This window comes from Tautonia sp. JC769 (assembly GCF_040717455.1).
Classification (GTDB): Bacteria; Planctomycetota; Planctomycetia; order Isosphaerales; family Isosphaeraceae; genus Tautonia.
This window is the reverse complement of the sequence record NZ_JBFEFH010000019.1, coordinates 110,451-130,902: the sequence shown is the minus strand read 5'-3', so window position 1 is coordinate 130,902 and position 20,452 is coordinate 110,451. Positions and strand designations below refer to the sequence as shown.

The following is a 20,452-nucleotide window of genomic DNA, read 5'->3' as shown; positions in this document are numbered from 1 at the left end:
ACACGGAGGGCCCGGGCGAGCAGGGCGGGGACTTGAGCCTTTTTTCGGGAAATCTCGGGGGGCCGATCCGCCCGTCGTCTCGGCGGGGTGTAGACTTGAGACGAATCCGAGGAGCGTGACCCGCCGGCAGATGGTCGATTGGCTTCGCTCGGCACCGCCCTTGCTTCAGCACCTTGACGCACTTCAACACGCGGAACAGATCGACGTTCTTTTTTTGGAGGTAACGCTCATGGACGCGCGATGGCAGACGATCCGGACGAGTCGCATGGCACGTCTGATGGTGGTCGGCCTGGCGATCGGGATGGTCACGACGGCCGGCTGCAAGCACCGCCGATCGAGCTATCGGCCGACGTTCCGGAATGCCGAGCCGGTCCTGATCGACCCGATCCCGTCGTCGACCACGGTGATCCCGACCGACCCGGCGCCGTATGACTACGAGTTCGACGCGGAGGTCCCGTCGTCGGTCCCCCCCGCGTATGAGGATACGTTCGGGTCGTACGTCTCGCCCCCGGCCGGACCCGGCCCGGCGAACGAGCCGGAGCTGAACCTCAGCCCGCTGGGGGAGCAGGAGCCGGATCCGGAGCCGCTGCCGAGCCCGAGCAACGGGCAGACGATCCCCTCGGACGTGGGGGAGCCGCCGCGGGTCCTGCCGCCCCAGACCCGGAACGAGTCTCCCGGCCGGACCGCGACGCGCGTCAGCGCGCGGTCCGACCTGCGGGCGAGGGTGCAGGCGATGGCCGACGACCCGCTCGACCTGGTGCAGCCGCCCCGGGCCGATCGGCCCTGGCGGTACATCGTGGTGCATCAGAGCGCCTCGGCCGAGGGGGGCTATGCCCAGATCGACCGCGAGCACCGCGAGCGAGCGGGGCTGGACGGTTGCAGTTACCACTTCGTCATCGGCAATGGAACCGAGAGCGGTGACGGGATGATCGAGGTGACCCGTCGCTGGTCGGATCAGAAGCCGGGCGCCCACTGCCGCGACGCCAAGCACCCGAGCGTCAACGAGTACGGCATCGGCATCTGCCTGGTCGGCGACCTCGAAGCGACCGGGCCGACCCCGAAGCAGGTCGAGGCCGCTCGCACGCTGGTCGCCTACCTGCAAGAACGGTATGCCATCCCCGGCGACCGGGTGGGCAGCCACCAGGCGTTCTCGGCCAGGCCGACGGTCTGCCCGGGTGCCCACTTCCCGGACGAGGCGATTTTCGGGCGGCCGAGCCTGGCGGCGGCGCGGTGATGGTCGCGACGCCGGAAGCGTCGGGACGCGAGCTGATCACAGTGTGATGATGTGCGCGAGTGTGTGGACGGTCCTGTTGGTCGATGGGGTGTGTGGGGTCTCGGAGGACGCCCGGCTCCGGGGAGGAGGCCGGACGCCTGCGAGGGATGTGGATGTGAGGGTTGTGAGTGGCCGTCAAGGAGGACGGCCGAGATCGCCCGACGGGCGGTCAGGCGATCGGGGACGTCCGGCGGCGCTTCAAGCCGACGGCGAGGGCCCCGGCGAGGCCGATGCCGAGCATGACGAAGGTGCTCGGCTCGGGGACGGTCGCCATGTGATAGAAGAACTCGCCCGACCCGCCGATCGGGGTGCCGCCGGAAGACAGGTCGACCAGCCGGAAGGAGGCCGAGAGATCCTGCAGGCCGCCGATCCCGAGGTCGGTGAAGAAGGTCAGATGCGCGAGGAACGAGTCTCCGGGGCCGAGTTCGAGGATGTCTCCCACGCTCGAAGCGACCTGGTCGCCGATGGAGGCGTTCAGGCCCGAGGAGAGGGAGAGCACCTCGAGCGCCAGGAGGGAGCCCTCGAGCGAGAGTCGACGGTCCTCGATGGGGTGTTCGGGGCCGCTCACCCAGCGGTGATTGCTGCTGGTGAGGAGGATGTCCTCCGGAGAGCCGGGGTCGAACCCGCTCAGGTTCCGGATGGAACCGATGCGGAGGTCGCTGTACTCGGCCGCCGGCGAGCCGTCGTCGTAGCGCTTGCTCACGAATCGGCCCTCCATGTCGCCGGTCCCCGCGAAGAGGGTCAGCCGCCCGCGATTCGCCTCGGGGAGCACGTTCGGCCCCCCGCCGAATCGGCCGATGCTGTGGAAATGGTCGCCGTGATTGTACAGCAGGGTGAGCCGGCCGAAGTTCGGGTTCGGATTCGCGCCGCTCGTCGGGTTGGCGTCGCGGGCGACGTAGTAGCCGATCTGCTCGGCCCGGGCCTCGGCGGCCAGGAGGCAGAGGGGGACGAGGACGGCCGAGATGACGTTTCGGAGATTCACGATTTCATTCCTTCATGAAAAAATGTGACGCGGGATTGCCCGGCCCTCGGCGACGCGCCGAGGCGGGCCGGACGCCGGGTCGCGGTCGCGACGCCCGGCGCGGACGGCGATCGGCCCCGCGGTTCCCGGAGACGGGGCGAGGTCAGTCAAGGCCGTCGGGCAGGGGTCGTATCGACCCGGTGGCGGGCCAGGACGGGGGGTCGCTGGTCCGTCGACGTCGGAGTTCGCCCGGTCAGCCCGTCCCCGGACGGGGGAGGGGCCGGGGCGTGCCGATCAGATCTCGGGCGGCGCTCGATGAGGCAGCCCGGGGCGTGAAGCAGCCCGGGCCCGGGATGGCGATGCACGCCCCTTCGGGGGACGGATCGCGAACGCGAGGAAACCCGGGCGAGATGGGCCGATCAGGCGCGAGGAGGGGAGCGCGGGAGACGTGAGCGCGCCGGCACCTCGGGGGGCGGGGGGTCGAAGGAGAAGTGGACCCGGTCGGTCTGAGGGGCGACGGCCTCGAAGCGGAGTCGCTCGGGGGAAGAGATCCCCTGGTCGAGGAGGGAGCAGACCGGGCAGGCGTCCGACTCCCCCAGGCGATTCCCGGGGTCGGAATCGTGGTGGGCCTCGTGTTCGCACGGGGCGATCCCATGCAAACCCGGCCCGGCCAGGACCATCGCCCCGGCGAGCCAGATCGAGCAACCCATCAGAATTCGTGAGAGCCTGGAAATCACTCGAACGATTCCGGAGGTGACGCGAGCGAGCGTTCGATGCGCCGGAAGCGGGGCGATCCCGATCGGGCCGCCCGCTCTCGGCTGACTCATTACACGGGCCAGGAGGGGCGTCGTCAAGGGGCTGAACCGGAATTTCGCCGCCCCCGAATCACACAATGGATTACTCGCGCGTGCGATCAAGAGATCTGTCGCAAGGGCGGGATACCGGCCCCGCGGCCGGAGCCCCCCCGGGCGGGCGCGGGGGGTCAGCGGCGGAGCGCGGAGGTGCCGGCACTGGGCAGGGACTGCCGAAGCGAGGCGATGGAGTCGACCATCAGGTCCTGGAGTTCCTCGGGCGAGAGGTTGGCGGCCCGGGAGCCGAGGGAGACGGCCAGGGCGTCTTCGAGGGCGCCGAGGACCGGGTCGGGGAGGCGGAAGGCGGCGGCGAGGGCCGACCGGATGGTCGGGGCGAGCAGGGCCGCGCCGACGGCGGCGGTCGCGCCCAGGAGCGGGAGGTTCGGGTTGCTGTCGCGGTCCTGCTCGGCGACCTGGCGGGCGACCCAGTAGCCGGCGAGGGCCCGGGGGATCAGCAAGGGCAGCCGGCTCCGGCTGGGCACGAGGGGCATCTTGTCGACGACCATCTCGCCGATGGCGGCGAGGGCGAGCAGCTCTCGGTTGCCGGAGCGTCGCGAGGCGGAGACGAGGGCGGGCCCGAGGGCGGCCCGCAGGCCCGAGACGCCCCCGAGGATCAAGGCGCGATGCAGCGTGGATCGGTGAGCGGGACGCATGGAGGTCCTCCAATCGCGAGTAGCGCGGGGGTCAACGAACGGGAGAGGGAACAGAACGAGGAAGGGGATCGGATCGAGCAGTCGATCCAGGAGCCTCACGGCCCGGTCGCCGCGTCGTCGGCCGAGGGGGGCTGGGGATCGAGCGGCACGACGAGGTCATCCGGCGCCCCGGGGCCGGCCGCCCCCATCCCGGGAGTCGGGAGGTCCGGGTCGATCGGCCCGGAGGTCGATTCGGACACGAGGCGGTCCTGCGTGCCGAGGGCGAGGGCGGCCGCGCCCAGCTCCTCGGGGTCGACGAGGCCGTTGCCGTTGGTGTCGAGGATGAAGACCATTTGATGCAGGGTGGACGGGCCCATCATCACCGGGAACTCGGACGGGCGGTGCTCCCGCCGGGCGGGGCCGGGCAAGGTCGATCGGGCCAGGGTCGCGCCGGCGATCATCGCGACGACGATCATGACCAGCATGACGCCGGTCTGCCGGGCCATGACATCCCTGCCCGATCGGCAGAGCCAGCGAGCCAGGCCGGCGCCGACGATGGCGAGCACGAGGCACAGGAGGCCGGCGCCGAAGAGTTCCTCGGTCGAGCGGTCGAGCAGCACCCGGGAGAGCGTTTCAAGCCATGCCTTCATGATGACGCCTTGACGCAAACTGGGGGACATCGTGGTGGGTTCGACAACCGGGCGTCATTGTAGTCCACGAAGTCCCCCGGCGGGTGCTCCGGCCGATCGCGATTCGCAGAGGGATCCCGAACCGGCATCGCGCGACGACCGGTCGGCACCGCGAACCGGGCCGTGACGGGGACGGCTCAATCAATGGCGCAAGGCAGCCGGGAATCCCCCCCCGGCTCGTCAGGGGGCCGGGGCCGGCAAGCGAGGGTCGCGGCCGACGCGGGCGACCGGGCGTGGCGGCGGTCGGCGACTCACTCGGCCTGCTGCTCGGTCTGCCTGCGGAAGAGGCCCAGCCCGAGGCCGAAGACGAGGAAGGCGAGGCCGGTCAGCAGGATCCCGGTGGCGAGATAGGTCCAGCCGGACTGATCGGGGGGGTGCCGATTGAGGAAGACGAGCCAGAGCCCGCTCCAGATGGACAGGAGCGAGCCGACGGTGACGCCGAGCAGGGAGGTGCCGGCCCAGGAGACGTCGGGGTCGTTGGTATCGGTGCGCATCGGATCAACCTCGTCGGGGGAAGCGTGCGGGTTCGCGGACGGGAAAAATCAATCCAGGGCGGGCCGAATCGGGGCCTCGACCGCCTCGCCGGTTCCCCCGGCCCCCGGCGTCGCTCGCGAGCGGATCGCGAACCGGCCGAGGCGGCCGGCCCGGGGCGAGTCGAGTCGTCGCCGGGACTGGCCGCGGATCGGGACGGGGGAGAGAAGAGAGGGGCGGCGGTCGGGATCGGCCCGACGGGTCAGCGGGCGGTCTCGCGGGTCTCGTCGCGGTCGGGTGTGGCGACGGCGACGCGATCGGCGCGGCGGGCGTCCTCGGGCGGCTCGTCCTGGCTGGCCCGGCCGATGAAGCCGGAGAGGAAGCCGATCAGGGTGAGGTCGAGCCCGGAGAGCAGGATGCCGGTGGCGAGGAACGGGAGGGCCTCGCCCTCGGGGGGGTTGCGGTAGAGGTAGACCAGCCAGACCCCACCCCAGATGGCGAGCACGACGCCGACTCCCAGCAACCAGACGGCGATGGAAGCGATCTTGTCTCCGAGGTCATTGGTCGCCCGCTTGATGCGCATGGCATCGTCCTTTTCCAAAGAGGAACCAGACGGGCAACCCGCGCCCGTCACGTTTCATTTGGAAAAGGAGTCGAGGCAATTTGCGTGCCGATTCCCGGGGCGGGCGGTCAATCGGTGGCGATGGTGCCGCCCACGATGTCGTGGACGTGCAGGTTGATCCGGGAGATGACCTGGTCGATGTCCTTCTCGTCGACCCCCATGTCGCGGAGGGTCTCGAGCAGGTGCTGGGAGAACCGGTTGAAGTGGTGGACGGTGATGCCGAGGCCGGAGTGGACGTGGGAGAGGGACAGGCCGGTGTATTGCTGCGGCCCGTCGAGCGCGGCGCCGAGGAACTCGTGCTGCATGCGACGGAGCTTGTCCATCGAGGCCTTGCGGAAGAAGGGGCTGAGGTCGGGGTCTCGGGTGACGCGGCCGTAGAAGTCGTCGATCACCCGGGTCAGGGCTTCCGCGCCGCCGATCCGCTCGTACAGGGTTGGCTCATCGCCCATCGGGGCCGTCTCCGGTCAGGGTCGCTCGCGACACCAAAAAAAAAGGGCCTGGGGAAGGGGAGGGATTGGATCGGCGTTCGGGGATCGATCGGGGGGATTTGGTCCCCGTCCATTCCCGAGTCGTGATCTCCCGAGTTTAGCGCACCGGGGCCGATTCCGCAAACCTATCCAACAATCGGCCCGACGGGGGGTCGCGTCGGGTTGCGATCGCGGGCCCCGGCGGCGGCGAAGGGGGGCGATCCGGGGGAGATTCGAAATTCTCCGGCCCGATCGGGCGGAATCGGAACCGGGCTTGCAAGGATCGACACGGGGGGATCGTTTGATCGATTCCCGAGGACGACGGGTTCGTGCCCCGACGCGACCCGACACCACACCACACCAGACGACACGACGGACACCACACCGAACGGAGAGCGACACCGATGGGACTGTTCACGACCAAGGAACTGAACTCGATGGAAGACCTGCTGTGCGACCAGCTCGGCGACCTGTACGACGCCGAGCAACGCCTGACCAAGGCGCTGCCGAAGATGGCCAAGGCGGCGAGCGACTCGAAGCTCAAGGCGGGGTTCGAGCAGCACCTTAAGGAGACCGAGGGGCAGGTCCGGCGGCTGGAAGAGGCGTTCAAGCTGCTCGGCAAGGACGCGAAGGCCGTCACCTGCAACGCGATCAAGGGCCTGATCTCCGAGGGGGAGGAGGTGATCAACGCCTCGGGCGACCCGGACATCAAGGACGCGGCCCTGATCGCGGCGGCCCAGCGGGTCGAGCATTACGAGATCGCCGGCTACGGCTGCGCCCGCAACTTCGCCCTGCGCAACGGGAGCAAGTCGGTCGCCGCCTTGCTGCAGGAGACCCTCGACGAAGAGAAGGCCACGGATCAGAAATTGACCGAGATGGCAGAATCGTCGATCAATCCCAAGGCAAGCCATTGATGGAGTGACGGATCCGGGGGCGGGTGAGGCGAGAGGGGATGGGGAGGAGGGGTCGCGCGCAGAGACGCAAGGACGCAGAGACGATGAAGAAGTGGGAGGTCGGTCGGGCGATCGCGTCGCGGCCGGCTCCGCGTCTCTGCGTGAAGGTCCTGGACCCTGTCTCCCCGTCTGCCCGTCACCGGAGAAGAAACTCGCCGGGGAATCGGCCTTCGCGCGGGGGCCGATCCCGGGCATGATCGCCGGGTGATAGGGCGGGATCGCCCGGTCGGCGGCCCGCGCTCACAATCGACCCTTGCGACCGATTTCCTCGCCATTCCCCGAAGGTCTCACGGAGCCAAGGCACCATGGACGGTGATCCCTCGACGCGAGGTCAGGAGGACGAACGCCTGAAGCTGGTGGCGTTCGAGCGGTATGGGCCGGTCGAGCTGGCCCTGTTCCCGGCGCCCCCCAGGAGGCGATGGATGGACGAATCGGCCGGCCGGTTCGCCTATCGCTGCCTGCCGCTCGTGATGGCCAATCAGGCGGGCTGGCTGGTGCGGAACCCGATCACCTTCAGCCTGATGTGGAACGGCGGGCCGGCGGCGACCGACATCCAGATCCTCGTCCCGCCGGGTCAGCACGGGTTCTCGACCGCGTTCGGGCCGGAGTCGGTCGTCGAGAGCCACTTCGGCGAGGGGGTGGTCACGTTCCAGTTGCCGTACCTCTTCCGCACGAGCGCCGGGTACAACCTCTGGGTCAAGGGGCCGGCGAATATCATCAAGGACGGCATCCAGGCGCTCGAAGGGCTGGTGGAGACCGACTGGACGCCCGCCCCGTTCACGATGAACTGGAAGCTGACGCGGCCGTATGAGACGGTGAACTTCCACGAGGGGGAGCCGCTCTGCCAGCTCGTGCCGTATCCGAGGGGCCTGATCGAGCGGTTCGACCCGGAGGTCCGCGACCTGGCCGAGGAGCCGGGGCTGGCCTCGAGTTACTTCGACTGGCACGCGAAGCGGGGGGCGTTCCTGGTCGACCGCGGCGTGCCGGGGAGCGAGGCGAACCGCCGCGACTGGCAGAAGGATTACTACCGCGGCCAGTTCCCGGCCGGCGACCGGGCCGAGGAGCACCAGACCGCGCTGGGCACCCGGGAGTTCATCCGGCACGAGGGGAGCAGCCCCGGATCGGTTGCGAATGGGCCGCACGCGAGGCCGGACGCGCCGACGATCCCCGGGGGATGCCCGATGGGTCGCGGGGCCGCGAAGCCGCCCGGATCCGCCCCCCCGGCCGATCCGCCCTCGACCGGGGACGGCGAGTGATCCGGGGAGCATCGGGGTGCGAAGCCGAGGGGTCGGGTCAACCGATCCCGAGGAACCGCCGGATGTGGCGGAGGACCGTCTCGCGCTCGACGTCGACGGCGAGAAGGTGGTCGGAGCGATCGAGCCAGACGAGGTGGCGGTCGGCGGCGGGGGTGCCGAGGTGATGGTCGAGCCATTGCGCGCCGACCGGGTCGACGATGGCGTCGCGGCGCGACTGGACGATGAGGGTCGGGGCGGTGATCCGGGGGACCTCGTCGCGGACGATCCGGATGAGGGCGACGGCGCTCCGGGCGGCGTCGAGGTTGAAGGTCCGGAAGGGGATGAGCCGCTCGACCTCCTTGCGGAGGAGGCGGTCGGAGACGGCCGAAGGCCGGCGGGGGAGCCTTCGGAACGCCCGGCCGATCGTGCCGAGATACACCTCGGGCCGGACGCCGTAGTACCAGCGGTGGCGGATCGCCAGGAAGGGGGCCATCAGGGCCAGGCGATCGACCGGGGCCGAGGCGGCCAGGTGCAGGGCGAGGGTCCCGCCGGTCGAGAAGCCGATGACGGCCACCGAGCCGTGGCGATGCTGGAGTCGGTCGAAGCTCGACCGGATCACCCCGAACCACTCGGGCCAGGTCGACCGGGGCATGTGCGGGCCGGGCCCCTCGTGCCCGGGGTAGATGGGGGCCTCGAAGGGCATCCCGGCCGAGGAGAGGGCGTCGAGCAGGGGAGCGAACTCGTGGCGACCGCCCCCGAGCCCGTGCAGGACGAGGCAGGCGCCGGGGGGATCAGCAGGGCGGGCGTTCGGTTCGGGAGTCATGGTGCCCCCGATGATACCAAATGGCCGAGATCAGGCGGCGCGGCCTTCGCGCGATCGCCAGCGGTCGAGGAAGCGTCGGTAGTCCTCGGGGGTGTCGATGCCGGCGGTCGCGGCCGGGACGATGCCGACGCCGATCGACTCGCCGAGTTCGAGGACGCGGAGCTGCTCCAGGCGTTCGGCCTGTTCGAGCGAGGACGGCGGAAGCTGAGAGAGCTTCAGCAGGAAGTCGCGTCGGTAGGCATACAACCCCAGGTGCAGATAGGCCAGGGGGGTGACGCCCGGGTCGGGCTCGCCGTCTCGGTGGCAGGGGATCGGTCGGCGCGAGAAATAAAGAGCGCGGCCGTCGGCGGCGAGGACGACCTTGACGCAGGCGGGGTCGTGGTAGGTCTCGCGGTCGCGGATCGGGGTGCAGAGGGTCGCCATCGGCAGCGCGGGGGACCGGTCGAGCAGGTCGACGACGCGGTCGAGGGCGTCGGGCTCGATCTCGGGCTCGTCCCCCTGGAGGTTGACGATGATCCGGGCGTTCGGGAGCTGGGCAGCGACCTCGGCCACGCGGTCGGTGCCGCTCGGGTGGTCGTCCCGGGTGAGGACGGCCTCGCCGCCGAAGCGCTGGACGGTGTCGAGGATGCGGGCGTCGTCGGTCGCGACGATCACGCGGTCGATGCGGCGGGCCCGGGCGGCGGCCTCGACGACGTGCTGGATCAGGGGGCGGCCGGTCTCGGCCAGCAGGGGCTTGCCGGGCAGCCGGCTCGACGCGAACCGGGCGGGCACGATCGCCACCACCGATCCGGCCCCGGGAATCGTCGTCACGCGATCCGGTCGGGAAACGTCGCGCGCCATCGCGTCACCTCGCCTGTTCCGTGGCCGACGGGCTGGTCCGCGCCGATCGAAGGGGGGCGGCACGGGGTGGGGATCCTTCCCCGACGTCGCGGGGAGCGTATCGCGGAGGGGCCGGGGTCGTCAAGGCCGGCCCGCGCCTTCGGCCCGCTCGGGCCAGGTCTTGAGGCGAAGGCGGCGCGATCGGCCGCCCCGGGCCGGCCCCGATCCGGAGGATCCGGGGGACCGGGTCGGCGGTCGATCGGGCGGGCGAAGGGGTGCGGGTTGTGCGGGATTGAACATCCACCGACCTGTTTACAATCCGGGGTTGGCCAATCTTTCAATCGGGTGCAAGACGATACCTAAGCCTGGAGGGGCGAAGGGCGGGCCGAGGGGCGTCGGTCGGCCTGGGAGGGGTGGCGGTTCTCGGGGGCGGAGCGGCTTGCGGGGCGGTATCTGGCGTGCGGGGTGTGCGGGGAGAGGCGGTCGGATCGGTCGGGACGAGGGGCGTCGTCACGAATTTCTTCTGAGGATGAAGGCCGACGACGAGGTCGGCCGATCGGTAGGAGCAGCGAGGGATCGTCGGGCGTCGGACCCGAGGCAGCAGTGCCCGGTTCATGCTCATGACGACACGCGTTTTCCCCCCGTGACCCCGTCACGGGGCGGAGAGGGCGAGGGCAAGGCTCAGGACGGGCCGGGCTTCCCCGCGACCTTCGGATCGGTCGATCCGGTCGCGCCGCTGGACGCGAGACAATCGCCATCGACCGCCGTGCCTGGTTGGCCCGCCACGCCGTTTCGGCGTCTCGTAACGCGGGCCGGGTCGGCACGGCCATGCTCCTCAAGAGTCTCGCCGATCAGACCGGAATGGACGGAAACGCGGCCCCTTCTCGCGTTGACCGCCGCCCTGGGCCCGCCGACCACGCAAACGCCCCGCGTGATCGCCGCGGAGGGCGTCGGGATTGATGCCGTCTCGCTCTGCCTGGTCGGTCCGTCGCGGCCGTCCGAGAGTTTCGATACATGACTGGCAACCGCTCCCGCCGGAACCTTCGCCCGGGCATCGAGGCCGTCGAGGCCCGATGCCTGCTCAGCGTGGCGAACCCGATCAACGGCCTCGAACCGATCCCCGCGAAGACCGCCGCGGCCCCCGAATCGTCCCCGGCCAAGGTCACCTCGCACGACGCGATCATCGGCGCCTCGGCCGCCCGAGCCCTGTACGGAGTGACCGGCGCGGGGCTGACCGCGGCGGTGATCGACACGGGGGTCGACTACGATCACCGCGCCTTCGGCGGCGGGTTCGGCTCGGGCAAGGTGGTGGTGGCCGGTCACGACTTCGGAGAGGGGGATGCCGACCCGAGGGAATCGAGCGGCTCGCACGGGACGGCGGTGGCGGGGATCATCGCCTCGCGTGATCCGTCGGCCCCCGGCGTGGCACCCGGGGCGGACATCGCGGCCCTCCGCGTCTTCGACGACAGCGGCAAGGGGAGCTTCGACGGCATCGCCGACTCGCTCCAGTGGGTGATCGACCACCACAAGGAGCACAACATCACGGTCGTGAACCTGTCGATCTCCGACGGCAAGAACTACCTGTCGGCGCCGACGCTGTTCGCCAGCCCGGTCGTCAAGCGGATCATGGGCCTGATCGACCAGCTCGAGCAGCTCCGCATCCCGGTCGTCACGGCGGCGGGCAACAGCTACTCGGGCCAGCAGGGGATGGGCTTCACGGCGATCGTCGAGAACACGATCAGCGTGACCGGCAGCGACGGGACGAGTCGACTGGCCCCCGACGCCCAGCGCCTGGGGCGGGAGGCGGGCGGCAAGTTCGCGACCGACCTGGCCGCGCCCGGCCGAGACGTGACGGGCCCCTGGAACGGCGGATTCGCGCCGCTGGACGGGACGAGCTTCGCGGCCCCGCTGGTCACCGGGTCGGTCCTGCTCTTGCAGGAACTGCACCTGTCGCGGTTCGGGACGCTGCCGACGGTCGACCAGATCGAGACGTGGCTCCGCGAGTCGGCCCAGGCGATGCGGGACCCGTCGACCGGGTTCACGATCGGTCGGCTCGACGTGGCCGCCGCCGCGGCCCGGGTGCCCTCGCCGTCGGTATCGAAGCCGAACCCTGGCAACACGCCCCGGCCGCCGGTCCAGAACGACCCGCCGCCCGCTCCCGCGACGCCGAAGCCATCGCCCCCCAAGCCGACGACGCCGAAACCGACGCCCCCGGGGAACACGACCGACCGCCCTTCCACGCCGGCGGCGGAGCCGCCGGCCCAGTCAGGAGGCTCCGACACCCCGATCGACGGCTCGCCCTCGGCCAAACCCCCGACCACGCAAACGCCCGGCAACGGCTCGGGATCCCCCTCGGGCAACGGGGGATCCCCCTCGGAGCCGCCGACGACTCCCATCCCCCCTCCTCCCTCCGGGGCCCCGGCCGACCCGGCCCCGACGCCGCCGCAGGCCCCGGCGCCGCCGTCGGAGGTGCCCGGCATCCCACCGGCGTCCTCGCCCTCCTTGCCCGCCGCGCCGCCGTCCGCCCCGGCAGATCGGCCTGAGGTGCCCTCGGACATCCTGGACGAGGTGCTCGACGACCTGGGCGGATCGGGGGCCGATGAGGGCCAGGACGAGGAGGAAAGCCCGGTCGTGGTCGGGCCGAATCGCCCGATCGTGATGAGCGAGGCGGCGCAGCGGCTGGCGGCCCTGTTCGGTTCGGGGTCGGGGTCGGGCACGCTGGGGGTCCGGGCCTGGAACGTGTCGCGGCCGGAGTTGCCGCCGGCCTGGAGCCGGGCGCAGATCCTGCGATCGCAGCGGGCGACTGCCCGGGCGCAGCGGCTCGAGGCGCTCCGGCCGACTCAGGTGATGGCTCAGGAGTCGGCGAAGCGGCCGCTGACGATTCGGCCGTCGTCGGTTTGAGTCGGCCGGCCGCGCCGGTTAGAATCCAGGGCGTTCATGACCACGAGGGGCCTGTGCCCGAGCCAGCACGAGGGTTGGCCGGGCAAAGGGCCTTCGTGTGTTTCGTGCTCGTGGCTGCGGAGGATGTGGGCGGGGTCGATTGGCCGATTGGCCGGTCGGGGTTCGGTGTGAGTGGCGATCGCGTCCGATTCGCCGGTCGCCACCCGCCCCTCGGCGACGAGGGAAGTGGGACTGGCCAGGCCGGGAGACGAGACGCAAGGCCCGAGGCGACGGACCAAGCCCCCCTCACCCGGCCTTCGGCCACCCTCTCCCCCAACGGGGGCGAGGGTTGAATTGGCCTCTCTCCCCGCGAGCGGGGAGAGGGCCGGGGTGAGGGGTCCCCGGCCGGCTCGCAAGGCGTTCGAATCCGCCGCCCCCTCACCCGGCCTGCGGCCCCCCGCTCCCCCGAACACGGGGGTGAGGGATGATGGTGGCTCGGCCGACCCTCGCCCGCGAGGGCGGGGGAGCCGCTGAGGAGGCTTCGGAACGGCCAGGCGGACGGCCGCCCCGGCCAGGGGCATCGACATCCACCTCAATTTGCATCACTTTGAGAACGAGGATCACCCGTGGAACATCGCACCGCATTGGTGACCGGGGCCGGGAGCGGCATGGGGCAGGCGATCGCCGAGGACTTGGCGAGGGCCGGGCTCCGGGTCGCCCTCGTCGGCCGCGACCGGGCGAAGCTGGAGGCCGTGCAGGCCGGGTTGGGAGAGGCGGGGGCGGCCTGCCGGGTCGAGTCGTGCGACGTGGCCGATCGATCGGCGGTGGCGGGGATGGTCGAGCGGGTGCTCGACGACTTCGGCAGCATCGACATCCTCGTCTGCAACGCCGGGATCAATATCCCGAACCGATCGCTGGAAGTGCTCGACCCGGCCGACTGGGACCGCCTGATCGCCACCAATTTGACCGGGGCGTATAACCTCGTGCATTTCGCCTTGCCGTCGATGCGGAGGCATCGGCGCGGGCTGGTCGTGCAGATCTGCTCGATCTCGGGGATCCGGGCGAGCGTGCTCGGGGGGACGGCCTACTCGGCCTCGAAGTTCGGGCAGAATGCGCTGGCCTGGTGCATCGGCCAGGAGGAAGGGAAGTACGGGATCCGATCGACGGCGATCCACCCGGGGGAGGTCGAGACGCCGATCCTCGACCGCCGGCCGGTGCCGGTGGGGGCCGAACGCCGCGCCGAGATCCTGCAGCCCGAGGACGTGGCGAAGGCCGTCCGATTCCTGGCCGAGCTGCCGCCGCGGGCCCACGTGCCGGAGCTGGTCATCAAGCCGACGGTGGACCAGTTTGCCTGAGCGCATGTCGTTATGACTCGTTGACGATCGGCGTGGGTGAACTAGGGTGATTGTATCATGCTCGCCCCCGGGCCGCGGTGCCCCTGGATTCCGAGGCCGGGGAACGGCCCGGGCGGCGAGACTCGCCCCGGAGACTCACGGTGAATTGTTTTCGATGCACGCCCGCCCGCACCTCGCTTCCCGAGCAGTCGCGGCTCTATCTCGTTCCCCCGAATGGACATGCAATCGCTCGGATTGCGGCCGGAGTGGCTCGGATCGGCCGGCCGGTCGACTCGGGAGTGGAAGGAGTGGTGGCGGTCCGGATTGATCGGGATCGGGTGGAACCCTGCGCCGAGCTTCTGGCCGGGCTGCTGACGCCTGCCGAACAGGAGGACTGCCGGTCGTTGCTCGTCGAGGAGGGGACCGAGCCGAGCCTGGCCGACCTGCTGCGGATGGAGTCGCTCTCGCGATGGATTGCTCAGATTCGATCGCGGTATGTCATGGAGTTGATCGAGGACGGTCTGCTCTTCCACTTCCAGCCGATCGTGTACAGCCGGGCCCCGGAATCGGTGTTCGCGTTCGAGTGCCTGGCCCGGGGGCAGCGGGCCGACGGCAGCCTGATCCCGCCGAAGACGATCTACCGGGATGCCCAGGCGGCGGGCCTGCTCTTCCCGCTCGACCGGGCGGCGCGGCTGGCGGCGATCAGGCAGGCGGTGCAGCACTGCCTGACCGGCCGGCTGTTCATCAACTTCAATCCGTCGTCGATCTACGACCCGGCCACCTGCCTGCGGTCGACCGTCGAGGCGATCATCGAGGCCGGCCTGCCGCCGGGCCGGGTGACGTTCGAGATCGTCGAGAGCGAGCGGGCCGACCCGAATCACCTGGCGTCGATCGTCCGATACTACCGATCGGCCGGCTTCCGCGTGGCGCTCGACGACCTGGGGGCCGGGTACAGCTCGCTGAACCTCCTGCACGCCCTGAAGCCGGATTACGTGAAGCTGGACCGCGAGCTGACGACGGGCGTCGATCTCGACCCGTACAAGGCGTGCATCGCCGCCCCCCTGCTGAGCATGGCCCGCGACCTGGGCATCGAGACGGTGGCCGAGGGGGTCGAGACGCCGGGGGAGCTGGCCTGGCTGCAGGAGCACGACGTCGATTACGTGCAGGGGTTCCTGCTCTGCCGGCCCGGCCTGCCCCCGTTCGAGATCGAGGACCCGGCCTCGGGCGATCGGGGCGGGTTCGAAACGCCGGGGGCGCCGCTGACGCTTCGCGTGGCGGAGTAGCACAGGAGAGACGGCACCCTACTCCCGCTTCCAGATTGAATCGGTGGGTTCACGTTTTTCCCGTGGGTGCCCCGGGTCCCGCGCAGCGGACCCCGGGCCGGGGGCGGCAGGCCGAAGCGGCTCCGCCCGGGGTCCGCTGCGCGGAACCCGGGGCACCCGAAGCTTTGCCCGGGCACCCGATCTGCGCTCTCAGTAATTCCGCAGGAATCACGTCCTCGGCCCTTTCCCAACAGAGAAAAACCCTCCGGAGTGGGGAAAGCCTATCCCTGCATCTGCCCGGCCTCGATGCCCCCGGAGGCGAACTGGTTGAACTCGACGTACTGGAGGTGGCGGTAGAGCTTGCTGGTGGCCTGCAGTTCCTTGGCGGTGCCGAGGGCCTCGATCCGGCCGTTGTGCAGGACGACCACGCGGTCGCAGGCGCGGAGGGTCGAGAGGCGATGGGCGAGGAAGACGACCGTGCGGCCTCGGCAGAGCCGGGCGATGGCGTCGTCGATGAGCGGTTTGATCGAGTCTTCGATCGGGAAGGTCGGCTCCTCGATGATGAGGATCGAGGGGTCGAACAGCCAGGCGCGGGCCAGGGCGATCCGGTATTGCTCGTCGATCCGGAGGTAGTGGCCCATCGGCCCGACGAAGGTGTCGTACCCCTCGGGGAGGTCCTGGATGATGTGGTGGGCGTGCGACTGCTTGGCGGCCTCGATCAGCCGGGGGAGGTCGTAGCTCGGGTCGCCGAGGCCGATGTTGAAGGCGACCGTGTCGCTGAAGATCAGGTCGGACTGGAAGACGGTGGCGACCTGGGCGCGGAGCGATTCGAGCGTGACCTCGCGGAGGTCGAGCCCGTCCATGCGGACCCGGCCGGATCGGGGGTCGAGCAGGCGGGGGAGGAGGCAGACGAGGGCCTGCTTGCTGTCCTCGTCGCGGCCCATGATGCCGGTCTTGGAGCCGGCGGGCAGTTCGAGCGAGACCCCTTCGAGCAGCCGGCGGCCGGTCGGCCCTTCGACGGTGACGTTCTCCAGGACGATCCGCTCGCGGACCGGGGAGAGGAACTTGGCGTTCGGGACCTGGAGGATCTCGGGCCGGCGGTCGAGGAACGAGACGACCGACGAGGCCGACCGGGCCGCCCGGCGGCGGTCGAGGTTCATCTGGTTGATGCTGGTGACGCATCGGACCATCAGGGCGAGCGTCGCCAGGAGGAGGACGGCCGCGGGGAGCTCCAGCTGCCCGGCGATCAGCAGGAAGCCGATCATCCCCAGGGCCAGGGCGCCGGAGATGCCGAGCAGGATGGTCGTGCCCGGCCCGAAGTCGCGGTCGAACCGGAGGCGGGTGGCGTCGGCCTCGCGGTGGTCATCCAGGTGGGCGTCGAAGCGGCGGTTGTCGACCGACTCGATGCTGAAGACGCGGACGGTCCGGATCTGGCCGAGGTCTTCCTGCAGGAGGCTCAGCTTCATCGCGGCGTTGCGATCGGCGGTCTCCGACGCCTCGGCGTTGCGTCGCATCATCGACGAGACGAGGAAGGCGAGCAGGGTGGCGAGGATGATCAGGAAGAGGGTCAGCCAGCCCCCGAGGACGAGGCCCAGGGCGGTCAGGCCGATGAGGGTGACGGGCAGCCGCCAGCGCTGATCGAGCCCGGCGCGGAAGCCGTCGCGGAGGTCGTCGACGTGCTGCGAGAAGAGTTCGAGGGTCGGCCCCATGCCCTCGGTCGGCAGCGACGACTGGCCGAAGCGGTACATCTGCCGGTGGATCTGGCGGCGGATGCCGGACGCGAACCGGGCCGAGAGGCGGGCGAGGGCCCAGCGTCGGGCCGTGTCGAGGACCGTCATCAGGACGAGCAGGCCGAGTCCGACGGCGAGGATCAGGGCGAGCATCCCCTGGGCCGCGATCTTCCGGGCCTGGAGGACCGGCTCGGGAAGCTCGGCGGAGAGGGCATCGGCACCCGCATCCGCCTCGGCCTCGGTCGGAGGGGTCAGGGGGATGCGCGCGAGCGGAAGATTCTGCGCCCCCCGGAAGGTCGCGACCGCCTCCGAGGGGTCGACCGTCATGACCGCCAGGGCCAGGCCGACGACGAAGAGCAGGGCCAGGAGCAGGATCGCCTGGACGATCCCGGCCGCGTGGATGATCCCGCGGCGGGATCCGTCGATTCGAGCGACCTCTCGGAGGCGGTGATAATCACCCCAGTTCATGGCAATCGGACCCCTCGCCCGGGGCGCGGCGACGTCGCCCCGGGATCGTTCACCGGTCCGGGGAAGCCCGCGGTCCGGGCTGCCCTGGCCGGGTGTGCGGGGCGGGCGTCACGCCACGTCGCGGGTCTCAAACAGCAGGAACGCGAACAGCAGCGCCGCTCCACTATACAACACGCAGTAGAACAAGGCCGGGAGGACGTAGCCGACCCAGGGGATGATCACGCCGGTCGAGATGGCCGGGCCGGCATTGAAGAATTCGAGGAAGGGCAGGGCCCACTGGAACAATCGGGCCATGAACTTGACCAGCTCGTTGGCCTGGATGGCGTCGGCCTGGCGGACGAGGACCTCGGTCATGCGGCCGAGGAAGAAGATCGAGATGCAGACGACCAGGTTGACGAGCATCGGCAATCGGGTCGAGATGGCCACGCTGATCGCGGTGATGATCGTCACCTCGAAGAAGCCGAGCACCAGGCCGGGCATGACCTGCAGGACCTGCTTGGCCCGGACGGCCGAATCGACCGTGCCGCCGGCCCCCTCGCGGAGGTCGTAGACGTACTTGTACCAGACCCCCCCGGCGAACAGGGCGCCGAGGATCAGGAACAGGGCCAGCACGGCGAGCTGAATCCCGAGATACTTCCCGAGGATGAACTGCCGGCGGTTGACCGGCTTCGAGAGCAGGGTTACGGCCGTCTTGCCCTCGATCTCCTCGGCCACGGCCGAGCTGGAGGTCAGCAGGGCCAGCAAGAGGGCGAAGAAGGTGATCGCGGTCAGGCCGGTATCCTTGTACATCTTGATGTCCTCGCCGAACGTGAAGTACGGCAGGAACACCGAGGTGACGAGGATCATCGAGGCGAAGGCCAGCAACACGATGAAGGCCGGCTGGCGGATCGCCTGGGTGGCGGTCGCCCGCGCGATGGTCAACGTCTTCATGGGAGGGGGCTCGGCTCGCGTCGTGTGAGTGATGAACGAATGAGGACCGTGGACAGATGCCGGATGAACGGTGGCGGATCCGCATCATCGAGGCCCCGATCGCGCACCCTGATCGGGCACGAATCGGGTCCGTTTCAGTATGCTACGCGGAAGTCGGGGAAAGGTTCGCCGGGCGGCAGGATTTCGATGCGCTCGTCCCGGAGGAAGCGCTCCATCGCGGCCCGGATCGCCGCAAGGAACGCCTCGACCTCGGGTTCCGGCCCTTCGGCGATCAGCTCGACCCGCCCGTCGTCGAGGTTGCGCACCGTGCCGGCGACGGCATGGGCGGCCGCAATCCGGCAGGTGGTGGCCCGGAAGCCGACCCCCTGCACGCGGCCCTCGTAGAAGACTCGGCGACGGATCATGGATCGTCGATCCCAAAACCAACCTTGCCACGGCTCAAATCGGCCCGATTCGGGTCAATCGCCTGATTCACCAGATTAACACGCTCCCCGGCGGAAGGCGACACGCGAGACCTTCCAAATTCCGGGGCCGGTTCGTGTCTCCCCCAGGGACGTGATGAAGGCCCGGCCGACACCTCACGGTCGGTTTGTCAGGCGGCCTGACCCGGCAAGGTGGTCAATCACCGCGTCGCGATGCTCCAGGAGGTGGACGGGTGGCAGGTCGGATCACGGCGCGATTCCCAGTCCCGAGCTTCGTGACGCGCAATGATCCGAAGTGATGCCACATGAAGTTTTCTTCAGAAGATCCGATTTCTTCGTTGCATCCCGAATCAAGAAACCTCAGGGTGATTGCAAGGCAGATCTTTGCGATAAAGGGGGGGACCGCCTTTCGTCTCTCCAGCCTCCGAGGCTGACACGTTCCCGACCTGCACGATCGACGACGATTCCACCGATTGCAACCCGTGATCCGGTCTTGTCCACACCTTGCAGGGCACGTATCCGATGCTTGCACCACTTCTCGCCCCTCTGGTCGGGACGCTTATCGCCCTCGGTAGTGACACCGGCGTGACCGTCGACGCGATCCGGACGGCCTACGAGGCGAACCGGGAGGCCCTGGCGTACGGGTCGATCCGGTTCCAATACATCCGGGGGCGGTCATCAAGCATTGAGCAGGCGGTCGCGGGTCGGGGGGAAAATCCGATTGCCACGGAGGGTTCCCATGTCTTCGACCTGCCGCACGGACGCACAGAGCGAATCAATACGCTTGAGCAGATGGCCACCCACCGGCGTCAGGTCTCTGAGACGAGTTTCGCCACGTCCCTCGACCCGGCGCGGGCGTTGACCGACGGGGAGCGATCGCTCGTGCATCGGATTAACGTGGCCCCGGACGGAACGGGGCTCCTCCACGGCGTGTCGATTACCCCGGGGCCTGAGCAATTCTATGGACGAGTCGTGACCCCGCTGCGGCTCGGCGCGGATCGACCGACGCACCTTGACCTGGGCTATTACATCGATCTCGCCGCGGACGAGGCGACGGGATTCTCGCTGACCGGGGTCGAGGAGGACACGCTCGACGGCGTGCCCGTCGTCAGGGTCCGCTTCGCGTCGGGAGACTGGAGCTACACGTTCTGGATCGATCTCCGGCGCGGGGCGATCCCCCTGCGATTCCTCTCTCGCAACGAAGAAACGGGGGAGACGACCGCGCAGGTCAACGAGGACCTGCGGCTCGTGGCCGAGAAGGCGTGGTTCCCGTTCCGCTCCATCTTCCACATGTCGGTCCCGCGGCTCTACAAGGAGACGGTCGTGCTCGACGCCGATTTCGAGACGCGTCCCGATCCGTCGAGCTTCCGCCTGACGTTCGACGAGCCGACGCCGGTCCAGGACCTGGAGGCGAGGGCCGATTACCCGCCGCGAGAGACCTGGGACCTGCGCGACCTGCCCGCGCGGGGCCGCCCCTTCGTGATGGCCCCCGACTCCGGCCCGCCGCCGCCCGAGATGCCCGGCGAGCTGGACCCGCCCCGCCGCTGGCCCTGGTTGCTCGGGGCGCTGGCGGCCGCTCTGGTCGCGGGGCTCGGCTGGTTCTCGATCCGCCACCGCTGACGAGGGGAGG

General features: G+C 69.9%; 19 protein-coding genes. 7 read left to right on the top strand and 12 right to left on the bottom strand.

Annotated features, from left to right (window positions below):
- Positions 1 to 265: 265 nt before the first annotated feature.
- Positions 266 to 1,234 (top strand): N-acetylmuramoyl-L-alanine amidase, encoded by a 969-nt coding sequence (locus AB1L88_RS18375; protein WP_367098141.1) that lies wholly within the window; start codon positions 266 to 268, stop codon positions 1,232 to 1,234.
- Positions 1,235 to 1,442: 208 nt separating this feature from the next.
- Here the strand turns inward: AB1L88_RS18375 and AB1L88_RS18370 are convergent, their stop codons facing one another.
- From AB1L88_RS18370 to AB1L88_RS18340, 7 genes are all read right to left on the bottom strand, one after another.
- Positions 1,443 to 2,255 (bottom strand): all3515 family Zur-repressed PEP-CTERM protein, encoded by an 813-nt coding sequence (locus tag AB1L88_RS18370; protein ID WP_367098140.1) that lies wholly within the window; start codon positions 2,253 to 2,255, stop codon positions 1,443 to 1,445.
- Between the two features lie 398 nt (positions 2,256 to 2,653).
- Positions 2,654 to 2,944 (bottom strand): hypothetical protein, encoded by a 291-nt coding sequence (locus tag AB1L88_RS18365; protein ID WP_367098139.1) that lies wholly within the window; start codon positions 2,942 to 2,944, stop codon positions 2,654 to 2,656.
- A 272-nt stretch (positions 2,945 to 3,216) separates the two neighbouring features.
- Entirely contained in the window at positions 3,217 to 3,738 is a 522-nt protein-coding gene (locus AB1L88_RS18360) for a hypothetical protein (protein WP_367098138.1), read from the bottom strand.
- Between the two features lie 95 nt (positions 3,739 to 3,833).
- The gene (locus AB1L88_RS18355; RefSeq protein WP_367098137.1) at positions 3,834 to 4,367 is read right to left on the bottom strand and encodes a hypothetical protein; all 534 of its coding nucleotides are present in this window, start codon (positions 4,365 to 4,367) and stop codon (positions 3,834 to 3,836) included.
- Positions 4,368 to 4,657: 290 nt separating this feature from the next.
- Positions 4,658 to 4,900, bottom strand: coding sequence for a hypothetical protein (locus AB1L88_RS18350; protein WP_367098136.1), 243 nt, complete (start codon positions 4,898 to 4,900; stop codon positions 4,658 to 4,660).
- Positions 4,901 to 5,139: 239 nt separating this feature from the next.
- The gene (locus AB1L88_RS18345) at positions 5,140 to 5,460 is read right to left on the bottom strand and encodes a hypothetical protein (protein ID WP_367098135.1); all 321 of its coding nucleotides are present in this window, start codon (positions 5,458 to 5,460) and stop codon (positions 5,140 to 5,142) included.
- A gap of 107 nt (positions 5,461 to 5,567) precedes the next feature.
- Complete coding sequence (locus tag AB1L88_RS18340) at positions 5,568 to 5,948, bottom strand: group 1 truncated hemoglobin (RefSeq protein ID WP_367098134.1); 381 nt, start codon at positions 5,946 to 5,948, stop codon at positions 5,568 to 5,570.
- 422 nt (positions 5,949 to 6,370) lie between these two features.
- Between AB1L88_RS18340 and AB1L88_RS18335 the strand changes: the two genes are divergently transcribed.
- Together AB1L88_RS18335 and AB1L88_RS18330 are read left to right on the top strand one after the other, a co-directional pair.
- Complete coding sequence (locus tag AB1L88_RS18335) at positions 6,371 to 6,880, top strand: ferritin-like domain-containing protein (protein ID WP_367098133.1); 510 nt, start codon at positions 6,371 to 6,373, stop codon at positions 6,878 to 6,880.
- A gap of 344 nt (positions 6,881 to 7,224) precedes the next feature.
- A complete protein-coding gene (locus AB1L88_RS18330) occupies positions 7,225 to 8,175 on the top strand; it encodes a DUF6065 family protein (protein WP_367098132.1) in 951 nt (316 codons plus the stop codon).
- Between the two features lie 37 nt (positions 8,176 to 8,212).
- Here the strand turns inward: AB1L88_RS18330 and AB1L88_RS18325 are convergent, their stop codons facing one another.
- Entirely contained in the window at positions 8,213 to 8,977 is a 765-nt protein-coding gene (locus AB1L88_RS18325) for an alpha/beta fold hydrolase (protein WP_367098131.1), read from the bottom strand.
- 30 nt (positions 8,978 to 9,007) lie between these two features.
- The gene (gene kdsB, locus AB1L88_RS18320; RefSeq protein ID WP_367098130.1) at positions 9,008 to 9,817 is read right to left on the bottom strand and encodes a 3-deoxy-manno-octulosonate cytidylyltransferase; all 810 of its coding nucleotides are present in this window, start codon (positions 9,815 to 9,817) and stop codon (positions 9,008 to 9,010) included.
- Positions 9,818 to 10,810: 993 nt separating this feature from the next.
- Here kdsB and AB1L88_RS18315 point away from each other — a divergent pair.
- The 3 genes from AB1L88_RS18315 to AB1L88_RS18305 all read left to right on the top strand — a co-directional run bounded on the left by AB1L88_RS18315 (position 10,811) and on the right by AB1L88_RS18305 (position 15,293).
- Positions 10,811 to 12,697: a S8 family serine peptidase gene (locus AB1L88_RS18315; RefSeq protein WP_367098129.1), complete on the top strand. Its 1,887-nt coding sequence runs from the start codon at positions 10,811 to 10,813 to the stop codon at positions 12,695 to 12,697.
- A 605-nt stretch (positions 12,698 to 13,302) separates the two neighbouring features.
- Positions 13,303 to 14,031, top strand: coding sequence for an SDR family NAD(P)-dependent oxidoreductase (locus AB1L88_RS18310; RefSeq protein WP_367098128.1), 729 nt, complete (start codon positions 13,303 to 13,305; stop codon positions 14,029 to 14,031).
- A 245-nt stretch (positions 14,032 to 14,276) separates the two neighbouring features.
- On the top strand, positions 14,277 to 15,293 hold the full coding sequence (locus tag AB1L88_RS18305) for an EAL domain-containing protein (RefSeq protein ID WP_367098127.1): 1,017 nt from the start codon (positions 14,277 to 14,279) through the stop codon (positions 15,291 to 15,293).
- A 260-nt stretch (positions 15,294 to 15,553) separates the two neighbouring features.
- Here AB1L88_RS18305 and AB1L88_RS18300 read toward each other — a convergent pair whose 3' ends face one another.
- From AB1L88_RS18300 to AB1L88_RS18290, 3 genes are all read right to left on the bottom strand, one after another.
- A complete protein-coding gene (locus AB1L88_RS18300; protein ID WP_367098126.1) occupies positions 15,554 to 17,470 on the bottom strand; it encodes an ABC transporter ATP-binding protein in 1,917 nt (638 codons plus the stop codon).
- A gap of 108 nt (positions 17,471 to 17,578) precedes the next feature.
- On the bottom strand, positions 17,579 to 18,400 hold the full coding sequence (locus AB1L88_RS18295; RefSeq protein ID WP_367098125.1) for an ABC transporter permease subunit: 822 nt from the start codon (positions 18,398 to 18,400) through the stop codon (positions 17,579 to 17,581).
- A gap of 134 nt (positions 18,401 to 18,534) precedes the next feature.
- Positions 18,535 to 18,804, bottom strand: coding sequence for an acylphosphatase (locus AB1L88_RS18290; protein WP_367098124.1), 270 nt, complete (start codon positions 18,802 to 18,804; stop codon positions 18,535 to 18,537).
- 540 nt (positions 18,805 to 19,344) lie between these two features.
- On the opposite strand from AB1L88_RS18290, the gene AB1L88_RS18285 reads away from it, so the two are divergent.
- Positions 19,345 to 20,442 (top strand): hypothetical protein, encoded by a 1,098-nt coding sequence (locus tag AB1L88_RS18285; protein ID WP_367098123.1) that lies wholly within the window; start codon positions 19,345 to 19,347, stop codon positions 20,440 to 20,442.
- Positions 20,443 to 20,452: the final 10 nt, after the last annotated feature.

What these genes read in the sequence shown, in the direction of transcription:
- AB1L88_RS18295 (WP_367098125.1), bottom strand. Translation starts at nt 18,400, where the DNA reads ATGAAGACGTTGACCATCGCGCGGGCGACCGCCACCCAGGCGATCCGC.
- AB1L88_RS18285 (WP_367098123.1), top strand. Translation starts at nt 19,345, where the DNA reads ATGCTTGCACCACTTCTCGCCCCTCTGGTCGGGACGCTTATCGCCCTC.
- kdsB (WP_367098130.1), bottom strand. Translation starts at nt 9,817, where the DNA reads ATGGCGCGCGACGTTTCCCGACCGGATCGCGTGACGACGATTCCCGGG.
- AB1L88_RS18325 (WP_367098131.1), bottom strand. Translation starts at nt 8,977, where the DNA reads ATGACTCCCGAACCGAACGCCCGCCCTGCTGATCCCCCCGGCGCCTGC.
- AB1L88_RS18345 (WP_367098135.1), bottom strand. Translation starts at nt 5,460, where the DNA reads ATGCGCATCAAGCGGGCGACCAATGACCTCGGAGACAAGATCGCTTCC.
- AB1L88_RS18335 (WP_367098133.1), top strand. Translation starts at nt 6,371, where the DNA reads ATGGGACTGTTCACGACCAAGGAACTGAACTCGATGGAAGACCTGCTG.
- AB1L88_RS18355 (WP_367098137.1), bottom strand. Translation starts at nt 4,367, where the DNA reads ATGAAGGCATGGCTTGAAACGCTCTCCCGGGTGCTGCTCGACCGCTCG.
- AB1L88_RS18340 (WP_367098134.1), bottom strand. Translation starts at nt 5,948, where the DNA reads ATGGGCGATGAGCCAACCCTGTACGAGCGGATCGGCGGCGCGGAAGCC.
- AB1L88_RS18300 (WP_367098126.1), bottom strand. Translation starts at nt 17,470, where the DNA reads ATGAACTGGGGTGATTATCACCGCCTCCGAGAGGTCGCTCGAATCGAC.
- AB1L88_RS18315 (WP_367098129.1), top strand. Translation starts at nt 10,811, where the DNA reads ATGACTGGCAACCGCTCCCGCCGGAACCTTCGCCCGGGCATCGAGGCC.
- AB1L88_RS18375 (WP_367098141.1), top strand. Translation starts at nt 266, where the DNA reads ATGGCACGTCTGATGGTGGTCGGCCTGGCGATCGGGATGGTCACGACG.
- AB1L88_RS18290 (WP_367098124.1), bottom strand. Translation starts at nt 18,804, where the DNA reads ATGATCCGTCGCCGAGTCTTCTACGAGGGCCGCGTGCAGGGGGTCGGC.
- AB1L88_RS18360 (WP_367098138.1), bottom strand. Translation starts at nt 3,738, where the DNA reads ATGCGTCCCGCTCACCGATCCACGCTGCATCGCGCCTTGATCCTCGGG.
- AB1L88_RS18330 (WP_367098132.1), top strand. Translation starts at nt 7,225, where the DNA reads ATGGACGGTGATCCCTCGACGCGAGGTCAGGAGGACGAACGCCTGAAG.
- AB1L88_RS18350 (WP_367098136.1), bottom strand. Translation starts at nt 4,900, where the DNA reads ATGCGCACCGATACCAACGACCCCGACGTCTCCTGGGCCGGCACCTCC.
- AB1L88_RS18365 (WP_367098139.1), bottom strand. Translation starts at nt 2,944, where the DNA reads ATGGGTTGCTCGATCTGGCTCGCCGGGGCGATGGTCCTGGCCGGGCCG.